The sequence below is a fragment of the Euryhalocaulis caribicus genome, from assembly GCF_000412185.1.
GTDB classification, from domain to species: domain Bacteria; phylum Pseudomonadota; class Alphaproteobacteria; order Caulobacterales; family Maricaulaceae; genus Euryhalocaulis; species Euryhalocaulis caribicus.
The window spans coordinates 93,107-115,540 of the sequence record NZ_ASJA01000008.1; the positions used below are offsets into that span (position 1 = coordinate 93,107).

At 63.3% G+C, this 22,434-nt stretch carries 18 protein-coding genes and 1 pseudogene; 12 read left to right on the forward strand and 7 right to left on the reverse strand.

Going from position 1 to position 22,434, the window contains the following annotated elements; all coding sequences use genetic code 11:
• Nucleotide 1: 1 nt before the first annotated feature.
• On the forward strand, nucleotides 2-3,484 hold the full coding sequence (locus L338_RS16510) for a PAS domain-containing protein (RefSeq protein WP_022697953.1): 3,483 nt from the start codon (nucleotides 2-4) through the stop codon (nucleotides 3,482-3,484).
• Nucleotides 3,484-3,870: a response regulator gene (locus L338_RS08515; protein WP_022697954.1), complete on the forward strand. Its 387-nt coding sequence runs from the start codon at nucleotides 3,484-3,486 to the stop codon at nucleotides 3,868-3,870. Before L338_RS16510 ends, L338_RS08515 begins: the two co-directional genes overlap by 1 nt.
• Nucleotides 3,871-3,879: 9 nt before the next feature.
• Here L338_RS08515 and L338_RS08520 read toward each other — a convergent pair whose 3' ends face one another.
• Nucleotides 3,880-5,751, reverse strand: coding sequence for a polysaccharide deacetylase family protein (locus L338_RS08520; protein WP_022697955.1), 1,872 nt, complete (start codon nucleotides 5,749-5,751; stop codon nucleotides 3,880-3,882).
• A gap of 154 nt (nucleotides 5,752-5,905) precedes the next feature.
• Between L338_RS08520 and L338_RS08525 the strand changes: the two genes are divergently transcribed.
• The 6 genes from L338_RS08525 to L338_RS08545 all read left to right on the forward strand — a co-directional run bounded on the left by L338_RS08525 (nucleotide 5,906) and on the right by L338_RS08545 (nucleotide 11,070).
• Complete coding sequence (locus tag L338_RS08525; RefSeq protein ID WP_022697956.1) at nucleotides 5,906-6,286, forward strand: response regulator transcription factor; 381 nt, start codon at nucleotides 5,906-5,908, stop codon at nucleotides 6,284-6,286.
• Between the two features lie 32 nt (nucleotides 6,287-6,318).
• A complete protein-coding gene (locus L338_RS08530; protein WP_152485854.1) occupies nucleotides 6,319-7,389 on the forward strand; it encodes a YaiO family outer membrane beta-barrel protein in 1,071 nt (356 codons plus the stop codon).
• A complete protein-coding gene (locus tag L338_RS08535; protein WP_022697958.1) occupies nucleotides 7,389-8,444 on the forward strand; it encodes a HEAT repeat domain-containing protein in 1,056 nt (351 codons plus the stop codon). The genes L338_RS08530 and L338_RS08535 overlap by 1 nt, the downstream gene beginning before the upstream one ends.
• Nucleotides 8,441-9,499, forward strand: coding sequence for a glycosyltransferase family 2 protein (locus tag L338_RS08540; protein WP_206740809.1), 1,059 nt, complete (start codon nucleotides 8,441-8,443; stop codon nucleotides 9,497-9,499). The genes L338_RS08535 and L338_RS08540 overlap by 4 nt, the downstream gene beginning before the upstream one ends.
• A 9-nt stretch (nucleotides 9,500-9,508) precedes the next feature.
• Nucleotides 9,509-9,868, forward strand: a complete 360-nt coding sequence (locus tag L338_RS17825; protein ID WP_206740810.1) for a hypothetical protein — start codon at nucleotides 9,509-9,511, stop codon at nucleotides 9,866-9,868.
• A gap of 74 nt (nucleotides 9,869-9,942) precedes the next feature.
• On the forward strand, nucleotides 9,943-11,070 hold the full coding sequence (locus L338_RS08545) for a hypothetical protein (protein WP_152485855.1): 1,128 nt from the start codon (nucleotides 9,943-9,945) through the stop codon (nucleotides 11,068-11,070).
• Here L338_RS08545 and L338_RS08550 read toward each other — a convergent pair.
• The 5 genes from L338_RS08550 to L338_RS08570 all read right to left on the reverse strand — a co-directional run bounded on the left by L338_RS08550 (nucleotide 11,035) and on the right by L338_RS08570 (nucleotide 17,641).
• Entirely contained in the window at nucleotides 11,035-11,370 is a 336-nt protein-coding gene (locus L338_RS08550; RefSeq protein WP_022697960.1) for an Hpt domain-containing protein, read from the reverse strand. The two genes, L338_RS08545 and L338_RS08550, sit on opposite strands and share 36 nt — an antisense overlap.
• Before the next feature lie 166 nt (nucleotides 11,371-11,536).
• Entirely contained in the window at nucleotides 11,537-13,708 is a 2,172-nt protein-coding gene (locus tag L338_RS08555; RefSeq protein WP_027068397.1) for a S46 family peptidase, read from the reverse strand.
• Nucleotides 13,709-13,891: 183 nt separating this feature from the next.
• Nucleotides 13,892-14,695: a hypothetical protein gene (locus L338_RS08560; RefSeq protein WP_022697962.1), complete on the reverse strand. Its 804-nt coding sequence runs from the start codon at nucleotides 14,693-14,695 to the stop codon at nucleotides 13,892-13,894.
• Between the two features lie 3 nt (nucleotides 14,696-14,698).
• The gene (locus L338_RS08565; protein WP_022697963.1) at nucleotides 14,699-15,175 is read right to left on the reverse strand and encodes a hypothetical protein; all 477 of its coding nucleotides are present in this window, start codon (nucleotides 15,173-15,175) and stop codon (nucleotides 14,699-14,701) included.
• Between the two features lie 87 nt (nucleotides 15,176-15,262).
• On the reverse strand, nucleotides 15,263-17,641 hold the full coding sequence (locus L338_RS08570; RefSeq protein WP_022697964.1) for a serine/threonine-protein kinase: 2,379 nt from the start codon (nucleotides 17,639-17,641) through the stop codon (nucleotides 15,263-15,265).
• A gap of 286 nt (nucleotides 17,642-17,927) precedes the next feature.
• Between L338_RS08570 and L338_RS08575 the strand changes: the two genes are divergently transcribed.
• The 4 genes and pseudogenes from L338_RS08575 to L338_RS08590 all read left to right on the forward strand — a co-directional run bounded on the left by L338_RS08575 (nucleotide 17,928) and on the right by L338_RS08590 (nucleotide 21,028).
• A complete protein-coding gene (locus tag L338_RS08575) occupies nucleotides 17,928-18,530 on the forward strand; it encodes an ECF-type sigma factor (protein ID WP_022697965.1) in 603 nt (200 codons plus the stop codon).
• A 132-nt stretch (nucleotides 18,531-18,662) separates the two neighbouring features.
• A pseudogene (locus L338_RS18195) lies at nucleotides 18,663-19,292 on the forward strand (AAA family ATPase); the annotation flags it as partial.
• Between the two features lie 378 nt (nucleotides 19,293-19,670).
• Nucleotides 19,671-20,075 (forward strand): hypothetical protein, encoded by a 405-nt coding sequence (locus tag L338_RS08585; protein ID WP_022697967.1) that lies wholly within the window; start codon nucleotides 19,671-19,673, stop codon nucleotides 20,073-20,075.
• An 89-nt stretch (nucleotides 20,076-20,164) separates the two neighbouring features.
• Complete coding sequence (locus L338_RS08590) at nucleotides 20,165-21,028, forward strand: hypothetical protein (protein ID WP_152485856.1); 864 nt, start codon at nucleotides 20,165-20,167, stop codon at nucleotides 21,026-21,028.
• Here the strand turns inward: L338_RS08590 and L338_RS08595 are convergent.
• A complete protein-coding gene (locus L338_RS08595) occupies nucleotides 21,025-22,320 on the reverse strand; it encodes a NupC/NupG family nucleoside CNT transporter (RefSeq protein ID WP_022697969.1) in 1,296 nt (431 codons plus the stop codon). The genes L338_RS08590 and L338_RS08595 overlap by 4 nt on opposite strands.
• Nucleotides 22,321-22,434: the final 114 nt, after the last annotated feature.

The window sequence follows — 22,434 nt, forward strand, 5'->3', positions numbered from 1 at the left end:
GATGCCGGAAAAAACCGCGCCTTCTTTCGATCCTTCAATCTACAAGGATGCTCCGATGGCGACCGCGGTTTTCGATCGCGAGCTCCGCTATCTGTTTGCATCCGACCGCTGGTACCAGGATTACGGGCTGGCCGGTCAGGACATAATCGGCAAGTCGCACTACGAGATATTTCCCGAAATTCCGGAAGACTGGCGCGCATTGCATCGCCGGACGCTGGCGGGTGAAACGCTGAGCGCAGAGGCCGATCCTTTCCCGCGCGATGACGGCAGCCTGGACTGGGTGCGCTGGAAGAACGCTCCGTGGCGGGATGAAAACGGCGAAATTGGCGGGATGATCATGTTCACCGAGGTGATCACTGATCAGGTCCTGATGCGCCGCGCTTTCGAGCATGCAACGGACGGCGTGGCGCGCATCAATGCGCGCGGAAAATATGATTTCGCGGATGAGGGTTTTGCCGGACTCGTGGACCGGAACCGCGAGGCATTGAAAGGCATGCGCTGGTCCGAGGCGTTCGAGACGGGTGAAGAATTCGACCTTTCCGCCTTGCTGAAACGGAGCGGGGAGAGCCGTATTGTCCGCACATTGCGCACGCGCGCGTCCGATGGCGGCCAGCGCGCCCTTCGCCTGACCATTGTCGGCGACCTGACCCGGGAGGGCGATTATGGCGGATATTCCGTATTCGCCGAGGATGCGACCGAAGAACAGGCGCAGAAAGAGTCCGAGCTTCGTCAGGCGGAATGGCTGAAACTGACGGAGACGATTGCGGAAATCGGCCACTGGTACGTGGATCTGGAGGCAGGGACGGTCTTCTGGTCCGATCAGGTTTACAGGATCCACGGCCTCGCGCCGGGCGAATATACGCCGGTTCTGGACAAGGCGATCGAGTTCTATCATCCCGACGACCGCGCCGACGTGACGCGATTTATCGAGGCGGCGATCGAGCAGGGAACCGATTTCGAGTTTGAACGCCGTATTCTCACCGCCGCCGGCAATCTCCGCTGGGTGGCGTCCAAGGGCGAATGCCGTCTTGATGAACGGGGAAGGACCATCGCCCTGTTTGGCGTGTTCCAGGATATTACCGAACGCCGCCGCAACGAAGCCGAAATTCGCGAGACCAAGACGCGCTATGAAACGGCCATGTCCGGGGCGCAAATCGGGTTCTGGGAAATAGACCTGGAAGGGGATGGCTATTACTGGACGCCCCTGATGCGCCAATTGCTCGGATGGCCGAAAAGCCAGCCGCTCAATAGCGCGGCGCTGGAAAAACTGGTGCATCCGGAAGACCGGGATACCGCCGTTTTCCTGTTATCTCCCGGCGCGGCCGAAGCGGGAAAGTACAGCGCGACAATCCGCCTGAAGCGTGAAGACGGCGAATACAGCCATATCGCTTTCCGGGGACGGGCGGAGGCCGAAGAGAGCGGGAAGGTCGTCAAGCTCTCCGGATCGTTTGTCGACGAGACCCAGGAGCATAAAGGCCGGCTCCTTCGGGAGCTGATCTGGAAAACGCTGACCGACCAGGCGATGGGCCTGAACGACAAGATTCAAAATATCCTGATTGAGGCCAGCCGTTATTTTGAACTTGAATTCGGGATCGTCGCTCATATCGAAAACGGCGACTATCTGGTTGAAAACGTCGTTGCGCCAGCAGGCGAATTGAGTGTCGGCGACCAGTTTGAAGTTGAAAACACTTATTGCATCCATGTCCTGAACGCCGATGGCGTGCGCGCTTTCCATCACGTGGCCAACAGCGAAATACGCAGCCACCCCTGCTACAAGATGTTCGGACTGGAAGCCTATATCGGCGCGCCTTTGTTTGTGGACGGCGTGCGGTACGGAACAGTCAATTTTTCCAGCCCCACGCCCCGCGCGCGCGATTTCACGGCGCAGGATATCGTGCTGGTCGAACTCATCGCCAACTGGCTGGGATACGAGATTTCACGCCGCCGCACGCTGGAAGAACTCGCCGAGAGCGAGGAACGCTTTGCGCTGGCCGCGGAGGGGACGGGCGTCGGTATCTGGGACTGGCAGGATGTCACGACCGACGAGGAAATCTGGTCGGATCAATTCTACAGGCTTCTGGACTACGCCCCGGGCGAAATCGAGGCTTCGGTAGAAAGTTTTCAGAAGCTTCTGCACCCGGACGATCATTCGCGGGCGTTCCAGAGGCTGGAGCAGCACTTCGCCGGCGAGGGCGATTTCCAGGTGGAGTATCGTCTCAACACGAAAAAACGCGGGTTCCGGTGGTTCCTGGGCACCGGACAGGCGGTCTGGGACAAAACCGGCGCGCCCCGCCGCATGATTGGGTCGATCCTTGATATTGACGACCGCAAGCGCGCGGAAAGCCTGAAAAGCGAATTCGTTTCAACGGTTTCGCACGAATTGAGAACCCCCATGACGTCCATCATGGGGGCGATCGGTCTTGTCAGGTCGGGTAAGTTCGGCGCCTTGAATGAGCGCGCCGAACAATTGCTGGGCATTGCCGAGAAGAACGGACAGCGTCTGGTCCGTCTGATCAATGACCTGCTTGATATCGAGAAGATTGAGGCGGGCAAGCTGGAATTCGCCAAGCGGCGGATTTCGGTCTCCGAACAGGTTCATGAAGCGGTCGAGCAGAACCAGACCTATGCGGCTGAACAGAGGTGCGAGGTCTCCCTGACCGACAACACGCAGGGCGTGACCGTGTGCGCGGACCCGGACCGGTTGCAGCAGGTTCTGGTCAATCTCCTGGCCAACGCGGCCAAATTCACCGGCGAGGACGGACGGGTCGAGATGCGGATAGAATCCGACGACGACAACGTCTCCATCTCCGTCACAGATAATGGTCCGGGCATTCCAGAGGACAAGCTGGATGCGATCTTCAATCGCTTTGTGCAGGCGGACTCGGGCGATACGCGCACGAAAGAGGGAACGGGGCTGGGGCTGTCCATCTCGAAAGCAATCGCCGAGGCGCACGACGGAACGATCTCGGTCTCCAGCCCGCCGGGAGAGGGCGCGACCTTTACCCTGACATTGCCGCTCTGGAAGGATAATCCGCAGGCTGCGCCCCGGGAGGGAAGCTCCGGCGCCGTCAAGATGGATTCCAGCCGTCCGCTTATTATCCATATCGAAGATGACCAGGACACCAATTCCCTGCTGCGGCATCTGGTCGATGACTTTGCCGATGTCGAGGTTGCGCCGACCTTGCGGGACGCCGAACGCCGCCTGGAGCGGCAGGATTACGACCTGGTGGTGCTCGATCTTCAGCTTCCGGACGGCTCCGGGGAAGAAATTATCGAGTCCTTCGAACGGAACCGGCGGCGCACGCCTTTCATTGTCTATTCGGTGTTTGATTACACGCGGGAAAATCCGCCCGGTTTCATCCAGTCGCGCCTTGTGAAATCCCGGGTAGAAAACGAACAGCTGCGCAACAGCATCATCCATGCTCTGGATTTGCCTGCGGGCGCTAACAAAGAGAATGACTCAGAAAAGGGGCATTCCGCCTGATGACCGAGCTCAAAAGAATTTCCTGCGTAGAAGATGACGCCGATATTCGCGCCATTCTGGAACTGGCCCTGGTGGATATTGGCGGTTATCAGGCCACCCTGTTCGCTGATGGCCACAAGGCTCTGGAGGGGCTGGCGGGGGCCGATCCACAATTGATTTTGCTGGATATGATGATGCCCGGCATGAACGGGCTGGAGGTTCTGGAAGCGCTCAAAAACGACGGCGGCCAGCCTGACGCGCCGGTTGTTTTCATGACCGCCAAGGCGCAGCCTGCCGAAGTTCAGCAATATATCGCGGCCGGGGCCGTAGACGTGATCGTCAAACCCTTCGACCCGATGACGCTGAGCGTGGACATACAGAAAATCTGGTCCCGCGTGATCGCCTGAGCGGCGCGATCAGGAACGCTCCTCGCCTGATGTGAAACGGATTTCGTTGTCGCCCTTCATCGGGCCGAGCAACAGCTTTCCATCCGAATAGGTTGTTCCCTCAGGCAATGCCCCGGAAGGCGTCCAGCTTTCTGGAAGCGTGATCGTGACGCCGCTTACCGCCGCCGGCGCATCAATGCTCACGACCAATGTTTCCGCCTCCCGGACCACGTCGATTTCCATCGCGTCACGGGCCGCCCACCACGCGCCATATTGTTCAAGCGTCCCGAACCAGGCGAAGGGTTCAATGGCGGGAATAATCTCCTCCAGAAATCTTAGTTTCCCGTCCAGAACATCGGGGTGGGTCAGGATGATGAATACGCCGCCATATTCGCCCAGCGTGCGCGCCAGCTGAATGGCGCTGTCGACGCGTTCCTCCATTGGCGGGGGAATTTCGTCCTCCACCGCGATTGGAAACTGGTAGATGCCGGTCTGTCCTCCATATTTCCTGTCATAGGTCATCTGGTAGGGCAGGTGGGTCAGGACATTCCCCGCCGTGACTGATGAGGCAAAACGGTAGCCGGAGGACTCGAGCGCCTGCGGCATGGTGTTGGGCGTCGCCAGATAACCGGGGCGAAACGACACGACGTCCTGGCCGGTGATCGCTTCCAGCAGATATTTGCTGACACGCATTTCGCCCAGCACGGTGGCGCCCTGGGTTTCGCCTTCGCCCACCACGCGCGGCTGGTATTCCGGATAGCGTTCGCGGCCATCGCCCAGAGGCAGGCTGGCATAAGCATCGGTATGGCTGACGGAGTGGCTGGCGACCTCCATCCCTTCATTGGTCAGCGATTCGACAGCGGCCAGCGTGGTGTCGTTGAAGAAGCCCTGATCGAAATAGTCCCGGTAATATTTCGTCTGGATGAAAAACGTGCCCGTCAGGCCGCGCTCCGCCAGAAGGTCGCGGTAAGCGCCCATATTCAGAATCGACCGGGAATAATCGACGTCGAATGAAACGATCGCGGCGAGTTGCTTGCCGGCTGGCGCCGGATGGATGGTGGCGGCCAGCGGTTCATGGCGCCGGTAAATATCCCTGATGATGCGCAGCCAGGTATCGACCGAAGGCTCATAGGCATTGGCGTAGGTGCGCGACGCCCCGGCGTCCCGGTCGTTCTGTGCTTTCAGGATGAAAAACCCCAGATCGAAACCAAGCGCATAGGCCGCGCCGCCCTCGGGACGGTGGTTGACGATAAAGGCCGCGTCGCCGTCCTGGTAACTGGCGAGAACGGTTCCGGCGCCCGAAAATTCCTGGGCGCCGATCCAGGTTTCGGGACGGTCCGGATTGCCCAGCCGGACGGTCTGCTCGCGCGGATCGTCGAGAAAGGCGGTCTCCGTATTTCCGGGAGCAAAGACAACTTCGTAATTCTCACGGGTTTCGACCGCGGATTCGAAGCCGAACAGATCCTGCATGCCGCCGCCTAGGATTTGGGTTGCGAACAGGACGCCGCCGGATTCGACGTGCGCCCGCAGCAGGTCCAGATCCGGGCCGGAAACGGCGCGCCCTGAAATGAGAGGATAGGCGATCACCATTTCGTGGCGCACGGCCTGGCTGGCGTCGTCGGTGATTGTAAAGGGCACGCCGATGGATTTCAGGCCATGGGCGAGACCCAGCCATGCGGAGTCTGACTGGGTGAGGAAAATCGCCAGCCGGGCCTCTTCGCCGCCGGAATAGTCGCGCCAGTCCGCGGCCGAAAAGGCCGCCACCTGGCTGTCCTGCAGCGGACCTTCAAATTCTCCGAACGCTTCCAGGGGCGTGCGCCGCCCCAGAAGGATAGCGGTCACGACGGCGATCAGGACGAGGATCACACCGAAAAAGATAATCAGGCGCCAGCGGGGACTCATTCAGGTTTCATTCATTCGTGTTCACTCATTTCCAGCCTCACCGTGAGACGTCGAGGTATATAAAGTCTCACTGAAACTGACTGTAATTGGTAATCTGTGTGCAACCTGTGTCCGCTAATCTGTGGTCTGGGGGAGACGAGAAACAGGAGGCGGTATGCCGCAACAGAAAATTCTTGTCGCCGACGATGACGAGCTGCTGATCGGCCTGTTGTCACACCGGCTATCGGTGAAGGGTTTTGAGGTCCTGACCGCCAAGACCGGCGTGGAGGCGCTGGAGGCCGCGCGCGCCGAACGTCCCGATCTGATTGTTCTGGATGCGATGATGCCGGTCATGGACGGGTTTGCGGTGCTTCAGAATCTCAAGGCGGATGACCAGACCCGCGACCTGCCGGTGGTGATGCTGACCGCGTTGCGGGACGAAAAGAACATCGTTTCCGCCCTGGAAGACGGCGCCGAGGATTACCTGGTGAAGCCGTTCTCTCCCGACGAACTGGTCAGCCGGATCAACCGCACGCTTAAAAAGCTCGCCGCCTAGTGGCGCTGGCCGGTCTTGCATATGCGGGCGCCATGCTGATTGCGGCGCAGGGCGTGGCGGAAACGCCATACCAGGCCGGAATGGACGCACGGGCGGACGGCGATTTCGCCGCCGCGGCAGGATATTTCCGTGAGGAAGTCGACCAGCAGCCGCAGAATTCGGACGCCTGGGTCCAGCTGGGCCTGAGCCTGATTCCGCTGGAGCGATATGATGAGGCCGCCGCAGCATTCCGGCGCGCCCTTGAGCTTGCCCCTGATTACCAGGACGCCCGGATCGGTCTGGCGCGGCTGGCCTTCTACCGGGGGGATTATGAAGAGGCAAAGCGCCTGGCCCGACAGGCGGGCGACCGCGATGACGCGCGGGCCTTGCTGGCCCAGATCGAGGCCGCAGAGGCCGCAAACAGCGCAAATCCCTGGCGCGCCGACCTGACCGTTGGCCGCAGCGAACTGACGCAGGATTTGCCGGGGTGGACCGAAGCCAGCGCGGCGCTGGGGCGCCGGGTCAGTGATCGGGCGAGCGTAACCGGTCTGGTGGAATACGCCCGGCGCTTCAGCGATGAAGATGTGTATCTGCAGGCGCGCTGGGATCAGCGCATCCGACCAAGGGTTGCGGCGTATGTCGCCCTGGGCGGCGCGCCGTCCGCCGATTTCCGTCCGGAACTTGCCGCGCTCGCGGGGATAACATTTCCCCTGACCGGAGACGCCGGAGATGCGCGTGGTCTATACGGCGTTTTGAGCGGATCGGCCGCGCGCTATCAGACCGGCGAAGTCGCCGGACTGACGAGCGGTCTCCGCTATGTCTTTACCGGCGATCAGGCGCGCATGGGCGCAAACTTGATTACGCTTGTCGACGAAAACAACGACACGCGCCACGGGTTCGCATTGAACGCCGAATGGCAGTTCGCCGGCCCGGCGCGCCTGATACTGGGCTATGCGGATGCGCCCGAGACCTCCGAAAACGTCACCATTGACGTTCAGTCATATACGGCGGGCTTGCGTTACGATGTAAATGACCGTGTCGGGATTCAGGCCTATTTCATCCACGAAAAGCGGTCCGCCTATGACCGCTCAGGGGTGGTTCTGGGGACCAGCTGGCGGTTCTGATGGACCTTTCCCTGCTCCTGTTATTGTGGGCGTCGTCGATCCTGCTGGCCGGCGCGTCATTGGTGCTGATGCTGGTCTTGATCATCCTGCGCTGGCTGCGGTCGATACGGATGCGCCGGGACAAACAGATCAGGGACGCCCTTTTCCATGAATTGATGATGGCCGGGGAAGAGGCCGGCGAGCAGGCCGATGTTCCAGAGACTCTGGTGAAGCGTCCGCGAATTACCGCGCAGGTTCTGCTTGAATTTTCGACTCTGGTGCGGGGCGGGGAATTCGAAGCCGCGCTCGACAAGCTGCGGCGTGCGGGCGCCGAGCGGCGCATCCTGGCCCTGCTGACCAGCCGTAACCGGGAAGATTGCCTGGCCGCGGCGGAGGCGCTGGGTTTCTTTGGCACGAAACAGGCGCGTGACGCGCTGACAAACGTGCTGTCCCGCCGGGTCAGCCTTCGTCTGAAAATCGCCGCGGGGCGCGCTTTGCTGGCGATGGGGGAGAGGCCGGATATCGGCGATCTGCTCTCTGCCTTCGATATCGATGACACGGTCGCGCCGGGCGAGCTCTCCGCCATACTCACAGCAATCGCAACCGGCGAGCCCGAGGTGCTGAGCCATCGGCTTGAACAGGATATTGATCCGCCCTCGGTGCGGGCGATGATGATCGACGTGATGGGCCGCGCCAGGGTCTATGGCGCGCTGCCCCTGCTTCTGAGCGAGGCGTGCAACAGCGATGTCCGCATCCGCGCGGCCGCTGTCGACGCTCTGGGACGCCTCGGGCTGCCAGAGGCGAAGGAGACGCTGGCCGCGGCCATCGACGACCCCGAACCGGACGTGCGGGCGGAAGCGGCGGAAGCCATTGGCCAGGCGGCGCTGGTCGATTTGATGCCCGCGCTTGAAGCCCGTCTGTCCGATTTCGATTGGGGCGTCCGTTTCCGTGCGGCGAATGCGCTGGTCGAGCTTGGCGAGGATGGCCGGAAACGGCTGCGCCTGATCGCCGACGGCAAGGGAGAGCGAGGCGCCCGAACAGCCGCGCTGGTGCTGGCCGAAAGGGCGATGGCATGAGCGCATTGGCGGGTTTCGACTGGGAACAGATTGCGCGCTGGACCGCGCTGGCCATCATTCTGGTGGGGCTGGCCCAGAATGCGCTTTATCTCATACAGCTTCTGATCGCGGGCCGGGCGCTGTCTGCGGACCCTCCCGTCAGGCGGTCGGCTATCCTGTGGCGGCGATACGCCGATCTGGCGCCTCCGATCTCGCTGCTATCGCCCGCCTTCAACGAGGAAATGACCATCGTTCAGAGCGTGCGGTCGCTGCTTTCCCTGCAATACCCCTCTTATGAGGTGGTGGTCATCAATGACGGTTCCAAAGATTCGACCCTGCAGCGTCTTATCGACGGGTTCGATCTGAAGCCTGTCTCCAGGGCCTATGATCTTGCGATTGATCATGAGCCGATCCGCGGCGTCTATGGATCGGAGCGGATTCCCCGGCTGGTGGTGGTCGACAAGGAAAACGGAGGCAAGGCCGACGCCCTGAACGCCGGGATCAATATTTCCCGCGCGCCGGTGCTTTGCTCAATGGACGCGGATTCGATCCTTGAACCGGACTCCCTGCTGCGCGCCGTTCGCCCGTTTGTCGAGGATCCGGGGCGGGTGATCGCGGTCGGCGGCACGGTGCGCCTTGCCAATGGCTGCACCATCAGTGATGGCCGCGTGACGAAAATCGGAGTGTCGCGAAACCCGCTCGCCCTGCTGCAGACGGTGGAGTATCTGCGCGCCTTCCTGATGGCGCGGCTGGCGTGGAGCCGTATTGGCGCGCTGACCATCATTTCCGGCGCGTTCGGCCTGTTCCGCCGTGAGCCTGTGTTGCAGGTCGGCGGTTATACGCGCGGCACGGTGGGCGAGGACATGGAGCTGGTCGTGAAGCTTCATCGTTACATGCGCCGCGAAAAGCGGGATTACCGCATTGCCTATATCCCGGAGCCGGTATGCTGGACCGAAGCGCCGGAATCGCTGCGCGTTCTAGGACGCCAGCGGGCGCGCTGGCACCGGGGCTCCCTTGAGACCTTTTTCCGGCACCTGGGCATGTTCCTGAACCCGCGTTACGGACGTGTGGGCTAGATCGGCTTCATGCATATTTTCCTGGTCGACGTGCTTGGCCCCGTAATCGAAATTCTCGGCTATCTGCTGATCCCGATCCTGTGGCTTCTGGGCCTGTTGTCGGTTGAATATCTTCTGGCGTTCCTGGCGGTGAGTTTCACTTTTGGCATAACCATCAGCGTCTGTTCGCTGGCGCTAGAGGAAATCCAGCTGCGGCGCTTTCCACGCGCCCGCGATCTCGCGGTTCTGACCATCGCCGCGGTGCTGGAAAACTTTGGATACCGGCAACTCAACAATCTCTGGCGCATGCGCGGCTGGTGGCAATATTTGAAAGGGTCGGACAGCTGGGGCGTCATGACCCGCAAGGGATTTGACCAGGAAGAAGCATGAGCATGATCCGCGCGTCTCAACGCGTTTTACTCATTTGCGCCGTGCTTGTTCTGAACCTGAAAGGAACGATTGCGATGGCGCAGGATGATGCGCGCGCCGCCGTCTGGACCGCCCCTGTCCACGTGACGGATTTGTCCTGCGTCGAGGCCGTCTATGTCTATTACAGGCAGGCAGAGGGCCGGCTGGATTATTTGCGGGCCGAACCTCAACTCTCGGCCTGCCCGACGGACGAAGCGGAGACATCGCCGCCGCCGCCAGCGCCTGTTACCGAACCCGCGCCGCCAACGGAGGCTTACACGTTCCGGAAGTCGGCCTGGATCTGGGAAACCGGCCTCTGGCGGGAGGATCCTTTGGGCTTGCTCCAACGCGCCTCTGACGGCGGTTACGATCGGCTGTTTATCGCGCTGGAAATTGAAGATGGCGTGGTGGCCCATCAGGACGCCCTTGCGGCCTTCATACGCAGCGGTCTTGCGCAGGGCGTGGAGGTGTTGGCCGTTGAGGGCGATCCGCGGATGGTGACTCCGGAAGGTCTGGAATACGCCCTTGGCCGGGCGCGGGCGATCGCCGCTTATAACGAGGTACGGCCGGAGACGCCTTTGGCGGGTCTGCAATACGATATCGAACCTTATCTTCTCGAGATTTACAAAGCCGATCCCGCCGGCGTTCTGGAAAAATGGTCCGCCGCAATTACGGCGTTGTCGGCGGCTTACGGAGACCGCGTCGGCGCGGTCATTCCGTTCTGGATGCCCGCCGCGCCGGGCGGAATGCCGGCGCTGACCGCGGCGTCACCGTCGATCCGTTCGTTGACCGCCATGGCCTACCGTACCGACCCTGATGCTATCGCGTCCGCGGCGTCCGGGGTCCTGGCGGCAGGACAGGAACTGGGCCTTCCCGTAAACGTCGCGCTGGAGGCCGGGCCGCTGGAGGATGAATATCTGTTCGTCTACAGGCGCAGCCCGTCGGGCGAACTCCTCCTGTCACCTGACCAGGGGCCGGAACAGACTGTCAGTCTGTTCAGCGATGCGGTTCATCCGCAGGGTGATGCGGCGGCGTTCAGCTACAGCCATTCCGTCACCGCGCCGGCCAGCCGGGTCAGTTTCCTGGGTGACGGGGAAGCCCTTGAAGCGGCGTTGAATGAGACCCGCGCGCGGCTTGCCGCGCATCCCTCATTCGCCGGGATTGCCCTGCACGGGGTCTTCTGAGCCGGAGACGACATTATCAACCCGCGTCAGGAAGGAGTCCCAGGCCGCATCGGACACTTCATCGCCATCGCTTAATGCGTCCTCAATACCGGCGGCCTCACGGCCAAGTTCCGGGAAACCGAAAGTGCCGGCGAGGCCGGCGAGTTTGTGGAGGCGGCTTATGATGTCCTGATCGTCTGACAGGCGGCCCTTTCGCCAGTCCCGAACGGCCTCCCCATCATTGGCGCACCGCTCTATGAACCGGCTTCTAAAAAGCGCGATAGCCTGTTCGGTTGATCTTCTGGCTTCATCTTCGTCCATGGGGCCACCCTAGAGAAATATCCCTGAATGAATACGAACAGGTTCGGTCGCATTTGAGCCTAACAGGTTGCGGGGCGCGTTGCCGATGGCCGGTTTCCGGAACAAATCAGCCCGGCGGAATTTCTCCCGCCGGGCTGATTGCCTGTCCAGAATGGAAAGGTGCGCGTTACTCCTCAGCGGAGACCACGTCCATTTCCTCGATCAGGCGGTCGGCGTTGTCGACATGGTCCATGACCCAGAGCATGTAGCGCGAGTCCACATGGATGGTGCGAGTGATGGTGTCGTCGAACAGCCAGTCGGCGTTGATGCTCTCATAGGTGCCGTCGAACAGCAGGCCGACGAGTTCGCCGTTGCCGTTCATCGTCGGAGAGCCGGAATTGCCGCCGGTGGAGTCCAGCGTGGAGAGGAAGTTCACCGGCACGGAGCCGACGGCGTCCGAGGCGTAATCGCCATAGAAACCTTCCTCGATAAGCTGAAGCTGGCGGGCCGGGGAGTCGAACGGATCCTCGCCGGTATATTTCGCCGCGATGCCTTCCAGCGTGGTGAACGGCGTGTAGCAGAGGCCGTCTTCCGGGCAGGCCGGTTTCACCGTGCCATAGGTCACGCGCAGGGTTGAGTTGGCGTCCGGATAGACCGCGTCGCCCTGGTCGTTCTGCCAGGCGATGATGGCTTCCATATATTGCGGACGCGCGGCCTGCATGTGGCCGGCATAGGTCTTGTCGGCCTCTTCCTCCGCCATTTCATAATCGTGCAGGGCGACGGCCAGCTCCACGAACGGATCTTCGCTGGCTTCGAAGTCGGCCGGCTCGGCCTCCATGAGCGCCAGGCGCGTCTCCAGATCGGTGATGTCCGTCTCGGCATAGAGCGTGTCCAGCTTGGCGGAGAGGCTCTCCAGCGTGGTGGACTCATCGATGCCCATGGCCGTGTTGTAGGCCGCGATCTGCTGATCGGCCGGAAGCTCAAGATAGTCTTCCAGGAACATCAGCCATACGGCCTTGTCGACGGCCGGGTCGAAGCGGCGCTCCATGGCTTCCATGGACTGCTTGAAGAAGGCCATGTCGCGTTCCTGGTAGCCGGGCTCGCGCTCGGCGTCCGGCTTCTGGCGCTCGACCGACAGGCGGTAGAGGCGCTGGGCCGTGGACAGAGGCGCGGCGCGGGTGACCAGCGAATACCACAAATCCTGTTCGCGCGTGGCCTGTTTCTCCTCGACCAACGCGTCCATCGCGTCGATGGCCTCGCGGTATTGCGCGCCATCCTCGCCCATCTCGGCGATCCAGGCGTTCAGGGCCGCTTCACGCTCGGCGCGGCGGTCCTTCAGACCGACTTTTGCCGCGCCCTCGATCTGGCCGCCATAGTTCTTGGAGGCGTTGTTGAGGCCGGCCATGAGGGAGGCGTACTTGATCGCCGCGTCTTCATTGTCCGCGGTCGCGGCCTCGATCGTGTCGATCCATTCTTCGTAGATCGCTTTCACGGTGGGATAGCGCCAGTCAAAGGCGGACTCGACTTCCGACAGGCGGGCATAGCGGCTGGTGGAGCCGGGATAGCCCGCGGCCATCACGAAATCACCGTCGCCCAGACCGCTGGAGGAAACCTTCAGATAGGAGTCCGGCTCAAACGGCACGTTCTCTTCGGCGTAGTCGGCCGGCTGGCCGTCCGGGCCGACATAGGCGCGGTAGAAGCCCCAGTCGCCGGTCTGGCGCGGCCACATCCAGTTATCGATATCGCCGCCGAACTTACCGATGGATTCGGGCGGCGCGTAGACCAGGCGCACGTCGCGGATTTCCAGACGGTCGATCAGGCGGAACTCCTTGGCGCCGTGGAACCCGGCGACCTGACAGCGATGGCCTTCCTGTTCCTCGCACTCGGCGACGATGGCCTTTTCGCGGTCCTCGATCTGCTGATAGCGGTCGCGCGGATCGGTTTCCGGCGACAGGCCTTCCAGCACGCGGTCCGTCACGTCCTCGATGGCCGTGGTGACATAGATGCGGCTGCCCGGCGCGGCCGGCAGCTCGTCGCCCATCGTCTCGGCCAGAAAGCCGTCGGCCAGATAGTTGTTCTCTTCCGAGGAATTGAACTGGATGGAGCCATAGGCGCAGTGATGGTTGGTCACGGCCAGGCCCTGCGGCGAGACGAAGGAGGCGGTGCAGCCGCCGAGGCTGATCACCGCGTTCATCGGCCATTCAGTGAGGTCGGAAAGCTGGCTGGCGGGAATGTCCAGACCCAGCGCCTCAAGCTCGTCAGAGAGCTCGGGCAGCTGGTCCGGGCGCCACATGCCTTCCTCGGCGCTGGCCGCGGCCGGCCCAAGCGCAATAAGCAATGCGAGAGCGGAACTTCTCATCAATGATTTTCCTTTGCACAAACGAAAACTTTTTTCGGCGGCTTTGTGCGCGGCGTAGAAGAACAGCCGCGTCCGCCGCCTCCCCGCGGCGCGAAAAGCACGCCAGGCGGACTGTGGCGGGGATCATTGATTCCGCAGACGGCGCTGGCAAGAGGCGTTATCGCGTCCGCCCGGCCGCAGCGCCTATTGCAGGGTCTTGCAGGCGAGGCGAACGCGGTCGAACCGCTCCTCCTGGTTCGTGACGGACTTGATATCCTCGCGCTGGAGCAGCGAGACATGGCAGCCGCAATAGGCGGGGGCATTGCCAAAGCTCTCGCATTCCGCGCGCAGGCTGGCGGCCTCTCCCGCCGGGGCTTCCCCGGCTGCGGCGGCCTTGCCCGCAGCCACGCCGGCGGGATCGGGAACAGCGCAGACTTCCTTGAACTCTCCGGCGCCCTCGAGCTCCCCCGCATATTGCAGTTGTTGGGCGGCCGGGAAGCTGTCCATCGGCTTCGATGGCGTCTGCCAAAGCGTTGAAATGATCACGCTTGCGGTCATCTGGCGCGCCGTTTCGGGTTTGCCCGCGGCCTGGTTCTCGAAACGCTCAACGATGCAGGCGCAATCGACCGGCATCCCGGACGCCGCGCAGGCTTGCGCCAGTTCGTTCCGGGGCGCGCCCGAAAGCCCGCCGCTGCCGCCAGGGCAGCGTTCCGGCAGCGCGAATATCGGATCCAGGCGATCGCTTATGGCGATCAGCGTTTCCATGTCGTGGGTGGGCGGCGTCGGCTCGGCCCCCATTGCGGCGCCGGCGTAGCGGGCCAGAAGGCTGCGCCCGGCCGGCGTCAGGCCGCTTGCCTGCGCATCGAAAGTCTCGGCCACGCATCCGCAATCCAGTTCATATTCAGACCGGGCGCAGGCATCGGCCACGCTGTCGGGAGGCGCCGCCGCGTTGGCGCCGGCGGGCTGAAAGGCGAGCAAGGCGAGCACGGCCAGCTTCAGGCGTTTCATGCGCTATTCCTCCAGGTCGCGGCGCTGAACGGTGATTTCCGCGAAGCTTTCCCCGCCTTTGATTACAAGATCCGGGCAGGGCGCTTCCTCGCGCCGGTCGGCGTCATAGAGGCAGAACAGAATAATCTGCTCGATTTTCAGATCCGCGCACGGCGTGTCGCTGTTGATGCTGGTGGTTGCGCGGTCTTCCGACATGCCGGTTTCGACATCGGCCCCCATGAACAGCGCCTGTAGCGGAATATTGGTGGACTCGCCTGAATTGACGTCGCGATAAAAATTCTCGCCATGAATTTTATATAGGCCGGTTTCCGCCTTGTTCACGCGCCCCGTGCGAACGACTTCGCAGACGCCGGCCGCCGTTTCCTGCGCGTGATAGGTGATTTCAGCCGCGCCGTTGAGGGCTTGAGGCGGCTCGCCCATCGCGCACGCGGCCGTGAACAGGAAGGCCGGTGCGGCGAGGGCAAGGCAACGATATCCCATGATAATCTCCTGACGGTGTTGTGGAGAGGAAAAAGCGTTCAGGGATAAAAACGCGAACGCCCGCCCTTTCCGGACAGGGAAGGGCGGTCAAAGCGGCCCGGTCTGCGACTCCAGCTGGTCCAGATAGAATGCCGCGCGCAGCCCGGTGAGCTCTCCCGCCTCGCGCGCCGCCAGCAGGCTGTCCGTCAGCGCGCGGGTCTGCCCGGCGTCACCGGCGCGGGCCGCCATGAAAGCATCGAGAAAGCGCAGGCTGTTTTGCGCCGCCGCCTGATCCGGCCAGGTCTCGCCCAGCGCGGCCAGCCGGGCGCGGGTTTCCTGCGCCGCGTCAAGATCGCCCAGCCGCGATTGTGCGCGGCCTTTGACGACAAGCGCCTGAACAAGGCTGTCACTGCGTTCGCCGGAATAGGTGCGGATCGCGTCGATGGCGTTATCGGCCAGCGTCAGCGCCGCACCGGAGTCGCCCTTGAGAAGCTGGATTTCCGCCAGTTCCATACGCGCCTCGCCCAGGCGCAGGGACGCGCCTTTAATAGCGGTATTGATTTCCACCACCTCGTCGAACAGGGCTTGCGCCGAAGCGGTGTCCTGACGGTGAAAAAGATAGAGTCGGCCAAGATTGAGCAGCGAGGTATCGTTTTCCGTCGCGCTGAGCTGATTATTGCGGCGCGCCGCGTCCACGGATTTCTGAAAACCCTCGATGGCCGCGTCCAGCCGCCCCATCTGATAATTGTGAAATCCGGTTTCGTTGTAGAGGAAAGGGTGAAGCTGTCCGTCATTGTCGCGGGCGTCCTTTTCGATGGCCCGCGCCAGCACTGAAAGCGCGTGCTCGCGGTCCGCCTCCTCGCCGGTGGCCACGGCCAGATAGGATGCGCTGGCCGCATGTTCGGCGCTGTAAGGGCTCTGTTTGCGCAGCGCCGCCAGATTGATGCGCGCCAGTTCCGCCGCTTCCTCCCGCCGCCCGACGCTCAAATAGGCGCGGGACAGCAAACCCTGTCCGTGACCCACCGAGACCGGATCGCCGACCGCGTGCTCGACATAGGGCTCCAGAACCTCGATCGCCGCCGGATAATCGTTGCGGAAGACGAAGGACTGACCGATGGCGAACAAGGTGTATCCCGCGTCATGCGGGTTTTCGTCCTTCAGCGCCAGAGCGTCGCGGGCATGGCGCAGCAGCGACTGGCGCACCACTTCCGGGTCCACCGCGTCGCCGCTTTCCTCGTCGCCGCCGAATACCGTCTGAAGCGCATTTGAATAGGCCACAGCAACCTGCGCCTGCCGCTCCGCATTCACCGCCTCCGCTTCCGCACGGACGGCTTCGGCGTTGGCGCGCTGCGTCTCGGTCCGCGCGCGGCTGGCAAGCACGAGCGAGGCGGTCAGGCCGATGGCGAGACTGGCGACCAGCAACGCCGCCAGCGCGGAGCCCGCGCGATGCCGGCTGAGAAATTTCGCAACATGATAACCGGTCCCTCCCTTCATCGCCGCGACCGGCTGGCGTTTCAGATAGCGCGTCAGATCCGCGGCCAGCGCGTCGGCCGAGGCGTAGCGGTCCTCCGGGCGGTCCGCCATGGCGCGCCGAAGGATGGAAGCCAGTTCCCGGTCGCGGGCGAGGTCGGGAGGCAGGGTCGCCAGGGTGCGGTCGCCCTGGCGTTCCGGCGGCTCGCCGCTCAGCAGGGCGCAGATCAGCGCGCCCACGGCGAAAACGTCGGTCGCCGCGGAGACCGGCTCGCCGTGAAACTGCTCCGGCGCGCTATAGGCAAGGGTGAGGGGAGAGGCGAGATCGGAGTCCGCGTCATCGGCCAGAAGCGCCGCGACGCCGAAATCGATCAGGCGCACTGCGCCGCTTTCCGTGACAAGGACGTTTCCCGGTTTGATGTCGCGATGCAAAACCAGCCGCGCATGGGCGTGCGACAGCGCCTCGCAAACCTGAAGCGCCAGCCGCAGGCGCGCGGCCCGGTCAAGATTTTCCTCGCGGGCATAAAGGTCGACCGGGCGGCCCTCGACATGCTCGACCACCATGTAAAGGCGGCCGTCCGGCGCTTCGCCGCCATCGATCAGGCGGGCAATATTGGGATGTTCCAGCCGGGCGAGAATAGCGCGTTCGCGGTCGAACCGGGCGTGAAGACTGTGCGTTCCGCTGCGGATCAGCTTCAGCGCCGCCGTCTGTTCGAAATGCCCGTCCGCGCGGCTGGCCAGATAGACCTCCCCCATGCCCCCGGCCCCCAGCAGGCGTTCGGCGCGCCATGTGCCGATGCGCGCCCCGGTCTCAAGGGAAGGATTCTGGTTCGCCGCCAGCGGGGTGGTCATCAGATAGCCGGTGGACGACTCGGCGGCCTTTATAAGCCGGACGACGGAGTGGTAGGTCGCCTCATCGCGGGTTTGCCTGCGCAGGAAGTCTTCGCGCTCTTCCGGCGGCAAGGCGATGGCCTGGTTGAAAACGGATGAGACCTGGTCCCAGTTCGGCTCCGCCATCGATATTCCCCCGTCGATCCGGCGATATCCCCGGCTGCAAGTCTAGCGCGCCGTCCGGCCAAAGCACCCTTTTGCGGAAAAAATAATGATCCGGCTGTCCGGCTGTGTCCGCGCGCGCCGTTCTTCTCTGAAGGGCGCATGTATGGCCGGATACGGGGAGATTTCGGAGATGAGGCTTTGTCAGGCGCACCGACGGCGCGTGTTATTGCGCTCCGCGCGGGCGGCCAACTTGCCGGGTCTGGGGCCGGGCGCTAGCTTTCCCTTTGTTGCAAAGGGGGAGCGCCGCGTGAGCGAGATCCGCGACACTGATCTGGAAGACGCCGGCGCGGCGCGTCAGGCGGCCGAACGCCTGCTCGGCCTCTGCTACGACGACCTCAAGCGTCTGGCGCGCAGCCAGCGGCGCATCGCCGGGCAAAGGCCGGACCTGCTGACCACGGACCTGCTGCACGAATGCTATCTGAAGATCCGCAGCAAGACGGACTGGACTGACCGCGCCCATTTCATGCGTACGGCCGCCCTGGCGATGCGTCAGATCGTGATCGACCATGCGCGCGCCTATTCCGCGCAAAAACGCGCCGGCGACATGCCGGAAGCGGAGGTCCGGGAAATAGCGGGCTGGTTCAGCTCGGTGAACGAGAATCCGGAGGAGATTCTCGTCGTTGGCGACCTGATGGAAAAGCTCTGGACCATGTCGGGACGCGCCGCGCGCGTGGTCGAATGCCGCTATTTCGCCGGGTTTACCGAAGAAGAGACCGCTTCCGCCCTGTCGGTCAGCGAACGCACGATCCGCCGCGACTGGGCGTGGGCGCGCGCCTGGATCCTGGCCGAGGGCGGATTCTCCCGCGCGGACAGTCCGGCGCGCGGCGCGAAAGCAACCGCGCCGGTCTGACCGGCGCTGCCACCGCCCCCCGGTTTTGATGCTTGTTTGAATTAAATCGGGCACCGCCGCTTCAGCCGATGGCGACGTCTGTTGTGCTTCCTTTCTTCTGACAACGCGGATTATCCGGCGTGGGAGAGGGGCATGTCGAACCAGACGGGCGTTATTGTCTTTGCGTCGCAAAAGGGCGGATCAGGCAAGACCACGCTTTCCGGCCATGTTGCGGTGGAGGCCGAGCGCGCGGGCGATGGTCCGGTCGCCCTGATCGACACCGACCCTCAAGGCTCCCTCGCCAAGTGGTGGAACGCCCGCGAGTCGAAGGCTCCGGCTTTCGCGCAAGTGCCGATCCAGGACCTTGAAGAGGGCATTGCCCATCTGAAGCGCAACGGCTTCCGCCTGATCGTGATCGACACGCCCCCGGCGGTCACCGAATCCATTTCTTACGTGGTCGCGCATTCCGATTTGGTCGTGGTGCCAACGCGCCCCAGCCCGCATGATTTGCGGGCGGTGGGGCCGACCGTGGATATCGTCGAGTCCTTCGGGAAATCGCTGGTCTTCGTGGTGAATTCCGCCACCGCCCGCGCGCGGATAACGGGCGAGACGGCGGTGGCGCTGTCCCAGCACGGCGTGGTGGCGCCGGTGACCCTCCATAATCGTGTGGAATTCGCCGCCTCCATGATCGATGGCCGCACGGTCAGCGAGATACGCAGCGACTCAAAATCGGCGCAGGAGGTTTCCACCCTGTGGTCTTATTTGCGCGAGCGCGTGGCGCGGATCGTCGCCGCCGGCGCCGTTGCGGAAGCGGATCGCGCGGACTTCACCGCCTCGGTCCTCAGCCCGGCGCGCGCCAGCGACGCCTCTGACGAGGATGATTTTGACGAAATCGAATTTCCGGATGAGTTGGGCCTGCCGATCAATCCCGCAATGACCCCGCGGCAGGCTCCAGCTCCTGCGCCGCTCCCCTCGGCGGCGCAGACCCATAGCCCGGCGCAGGCCGTCGCGCCGCAAGCGCCGGCCGCCCCCCGTAACGGCCATGCCAGCGGCTGGGACGGCGTGGACCGCCGCAAGATCGACCGCGGTCCGCCCCGCGGCGCGCCGGAGCGCCGCCGCGCGGGTTTTGGCCGCCGCGGCCTGAACTAGGGGGTAGGGGACATGTCATCATTCGCATCCCTGCATGGCGGTCTTCTGGTGCGTAAGGGCGAGGCCGCGCCCTCCGCCTCCAAGCCAGTTATCGTGCGCGGCAACGCTCACGATCCCTTCGCAGCGCAACGGCGCGACGTGGTCCGGGCTGAACCCTCGCCCGCCGTTCGGCCCGCCCGGCCTGATCCGGCGCCGGGCGAGCGCGAGGTGCGCGCGACCTTGCGGCTGACGCGCGAACAATTGCGGCGCCTGCGCCTGGCCTCCGCCATGCTGGAGCAGTCGCAACAGGACCTGCTGTCGCGGGCGCTCGACGCGCGGCTGGATGAATTGTCGGAAGGTCCGCTGCGCAATTGCCGCTGTTTCCGGCGCGGCGGCGGGGAAAACGGCGACTGCGGAAAGGGCCGGCCGGGCTGTTAGACTGCGCCGGGCGGTCTTGCTCTTATCAACGCGATTTCGTGTGCTAGGCTCATCGTCAGGGAGAACGCAGCGGTCGTTCCGGGGGCATCATGATCTTGCGTGCGGCGTCGCTGCTGACGGCACTGATCTTACTATCTGGCTGCGCGCCGCTGAGCGTCTTTCCATTTTCGAAGCACGCGGCCGGACACGTAGCGAGCAAGGCGTTCCAGACACGGACGCAAAGCGCACTGGTCGACCAGACAGTAACCGCCATCCATGATCGTGACTTCACGGCGTTTCGTGAAGTCGCGTCAGAAGACCTGTTGGCGGTGGCGACCAAGGAGAAGTTCGAGGATGCTGTAAGGTTGGTGCCGGAAGGCGCGCTGCTGATGCGTGCGTCGCTGTTGCACCGGCGGAATGCGAGATCCAATGGCGGCGATATGATCCGCAGTAGCTATACGCTCGAAGAGCACTGGTTCAGAGGTGGCCGTGCATTCATCGAAATCACCCTGTTGGAGAAAGACGGCGACTGGAGGCTCGACAGCTTTTTTATCAGCCCGATTGACGAAGCCGCGGTCTCGGCCAACCTGTTCACGCTGGAGGGCAAGACGCCCTTTCATTACGGCATGCTGGGCCTGGCGGGGCTGTCCATGTTCCTTGTGATCAGCGCGATGATCGCAATCGGCAGCATGCACGGACTTAAACGCCGCATCCCTTGGTTTCTGTTCGCCGCGGTCTCCTTCTATCCGGTGACAATGAACTGGACGACGGGCGGCATTGCTCCGCCCTTCTTCGCTTTCACCGAGGCGGGCCTGCGCTTTCAGCTGTTCAAGGTCATCCTGTTCGGCGCGGACTATGCCAAGCAGACCTACGGTCCGGCTTTCCTCTCGGTTGGCTTCCCGCTCGGCGCGCTGTTGTTCTGGATCTGCTATTTCACTGGCAGCCTGCGCTTCAAGGAAGCGGCGAAAGCCTAGAGACCGAACATGCCTGCGGGCAGGGCGGCGATGACGCAGCCCGTCATGACGGTCGCCAGCGTCCCCGAAACCAGTGACGGCAGGCCAAGGTCCAGAATATCCTTCCTCCGGTCCGGGGCCATGGTGGTCAGTCCGGCCAGCATGATCCCCAGCGATCCGAAGTTGGCGAAACCGCACAGCGCGTAGGCCAGGATCAGGCGGGTGCGCGGGGAGAGGGTCTCCGACACATCGCCCAGCCGCTCAAACGCCAGGAATTCGTTCAGGGCGGTTTTCACGCCGAACAGGCCGCCGGCGGTCTGCGCCTCCGCCCAGGGAATGCCCATCAGCCACATCAGCGGCTGGAACGCCCAGCCGAAAATCCGCTCGACCGACAGCGGCGCGTCCGCCACGTCCGGCGCCGCGCCCAGCGCGACATTGGCCAGCGCCACCAGCGCCACGAACACGATCAGCATGGCGAGGATGTTGAGATAGAGCTTCATGCCCTCGACCACGCCCGTGGTCAGGGCGTCCATCGTGGAATCATAGACCGGCTCGCCAATATGCAGGCGCTCGGCCCGGGCCTCTTTCGCCGCGCCGCGCGGATCGTCTTCGGGCACCATCAGCCGGGCCAGAAGCACGGCGGCGGGCACGGAAATGACGGAAGCGGCCAGCACGTGACCCACGGCTTCCGGGATCAGCGGCCGCAGCAGGATGGCGTAGATGATCAGCACCGTGCCGGCGACCGTCGCCATGCCGGCGGTCATGATCACGAACAGTTCGGAGCGGGTCAGGCGGGAGAGATAGGGCTTGGCAAGGATGGGCGCCTCCACCATACCCAGAAAGATATTGGCCGCGACGGCCAGGCTGGCGGCGCCGGAAAGGCCCAGAGTGCGCCGGAAAATCGCCGCGAAAAGCCCGGTGACGAAAGGCAGGACGCGCCAGCGCCAAAGCACCGCCGAAAGGGCGGAGACCAGCAGCACGAGCGGCAGCACCTGAAAGGCCAGGCTGACCGAGTTCTGCGGCTTGGTGGTGTCATAAGGCGCCGCGCCGCCCCCGACATAGCCGAACACGAAGGCCGTCCCCGCCCGCGTGGCGCCTTCCAGCGCATCCACCACGCTGTTCAGGCCCACCAGCGCGCCGCGCAGGGCGGGCGCCGCGAACAACAACAGGACCAGGCCGAATTGCAGGCCCAGCGCCCACAGGATCATGCGCATTGAAGGGCGCCGGAAGCCGCCCCAGCCCCAGGCGAATACGATGATTAGAAGAAGGCCGAGAATGGCCCGCGCATTATCGACGCCCCAGCTTTGCTCCATGCGCTCTGATCCCCCGAAAATCGCCCCGTTGCGCGAGACAATTTCCCGCCGTCACCAGACTTGTCGCATTTCTCCGCGTTCGTGAAGGCTGCGGTTACCATTATGCGAAATTTC

Bases quoted from the DNA above. Each gene is read 5' to 3' on its own strand.
- L338_RS16510 (WP_022697953.1), top strand. From the start codon at position 2: ATGCCGGAAAAAACCGCGCCTTCTTTCGATCCTTCAATCTACAAGGAT.
- L338_RS08515 (WP_022697954.1), top strand. From the start codon at position 3,484: ATGACCGAGCTCAAAAGAATTTCCTGCGTAGAAGATGACGCCGATATT.
- L338_RS08520 (WP_022697955.1), bottom strand. From the start codon at position 5,751: ATGAGTCCCCGCTGGCGCCTGATTATCTTTTTCGGTGTGATCCTCGTC.
- L338_RS08525 (WP_022697956.1), top strand. From the start codon at position 5,906: ATGCCGCAACAGAAAATTCTTGTCGCCGACGATGACGAGCTGCTGATC.
- L338_RS08530 (WP_152485854.1), top strand. From the start codon at position 6,319: ATGCTGATTGCGGCGCAGGGCGTGGCGGAAACGCCATACCAGGCCGGA.
- L338_RS08535 (WP_022697958.1), top strand. From the start codon at position 7,389: ATGGACCTTTCCCTGCTCCTGTTATTGTGGGCGTCGTCGATCCTGCTG.
- L338_RS08540 (WP_206740809.1), top strand. From the start codon at position 8,441: ATGAGCGCATTGGCGGGTTTCGACTGGGAACAGATTGCGCGCTGGACC.
- L338_RS17825 (WP_206740810.1), top strand. From the start codon at position 9,509: ATGCATATTTTCCTGGTCGACGTGCTTGGCCCCGTAATCGAAATTCTC.
- L338_RS08545 (WP_152485855.1), top strand. From the start codon at position 9,943: ATGGCGCAGGATGATGCGCGCGCCGCCGTCTGGACCGCCCCTGTCCAC.
- L338_RS08550 (WP_022697960.1), bottom strand. From the start codon at position 11,370: ATGGACGAAGATGAAGCCAGAAGATCAACCGAACAGGCTATCGCGCTT.
- L338_RS08555 (WP_027068397.1), bottom strand. From the start codon at position 13,708: ATGAGAAGTTCCGCTCTCGCATTGCTTATTGCGCTTGGGCCGGCCGCG.
- L338_RS08560 (WP_022697962.1), bottom strand. From the start codon at position 14,695: ATGAAACGCCTGAAGCTGGCCGTGCTCGCCTTGCTCGCCTTTCAGCCC.
- L338_RS08565 (WP_022697963.1), bottom strand. From the start codon at position 15,175: ATGGGATATCGTTGCCTTGCCCTCGCCGCACCGGCCTTCCTGTTCACG.
- L338_RS08570 (WP_022697964.1), bottom strand. From the start codon at position 17,641: ATGGCGGAGCCGAACTGGGACCAGGTCTCATCCGTTTTCAACCAGGCC.
- L338_RS08585 (WP_022697967.1), top strand. From the start codon at position 19,671: ATGTCATCATTCGCATCCCTGCATGGCGGTCTTCTGGTGCGTAAGGGC.
- L338_RS08590 (WP_152485856.1), top strand. From the start codon at position 20,165: ATGATCTTGCGTGCGGCGTCGCTGCTGACGGCACTGATCTTACTATCT.
- L338_RS08595 (WP_022697969.1), bottom strand. From the start codon at position 22,320: ATGGAGCAAAGCTGGGGCGTCGATAATGCGCGGGCCATTCTCGGCCTT.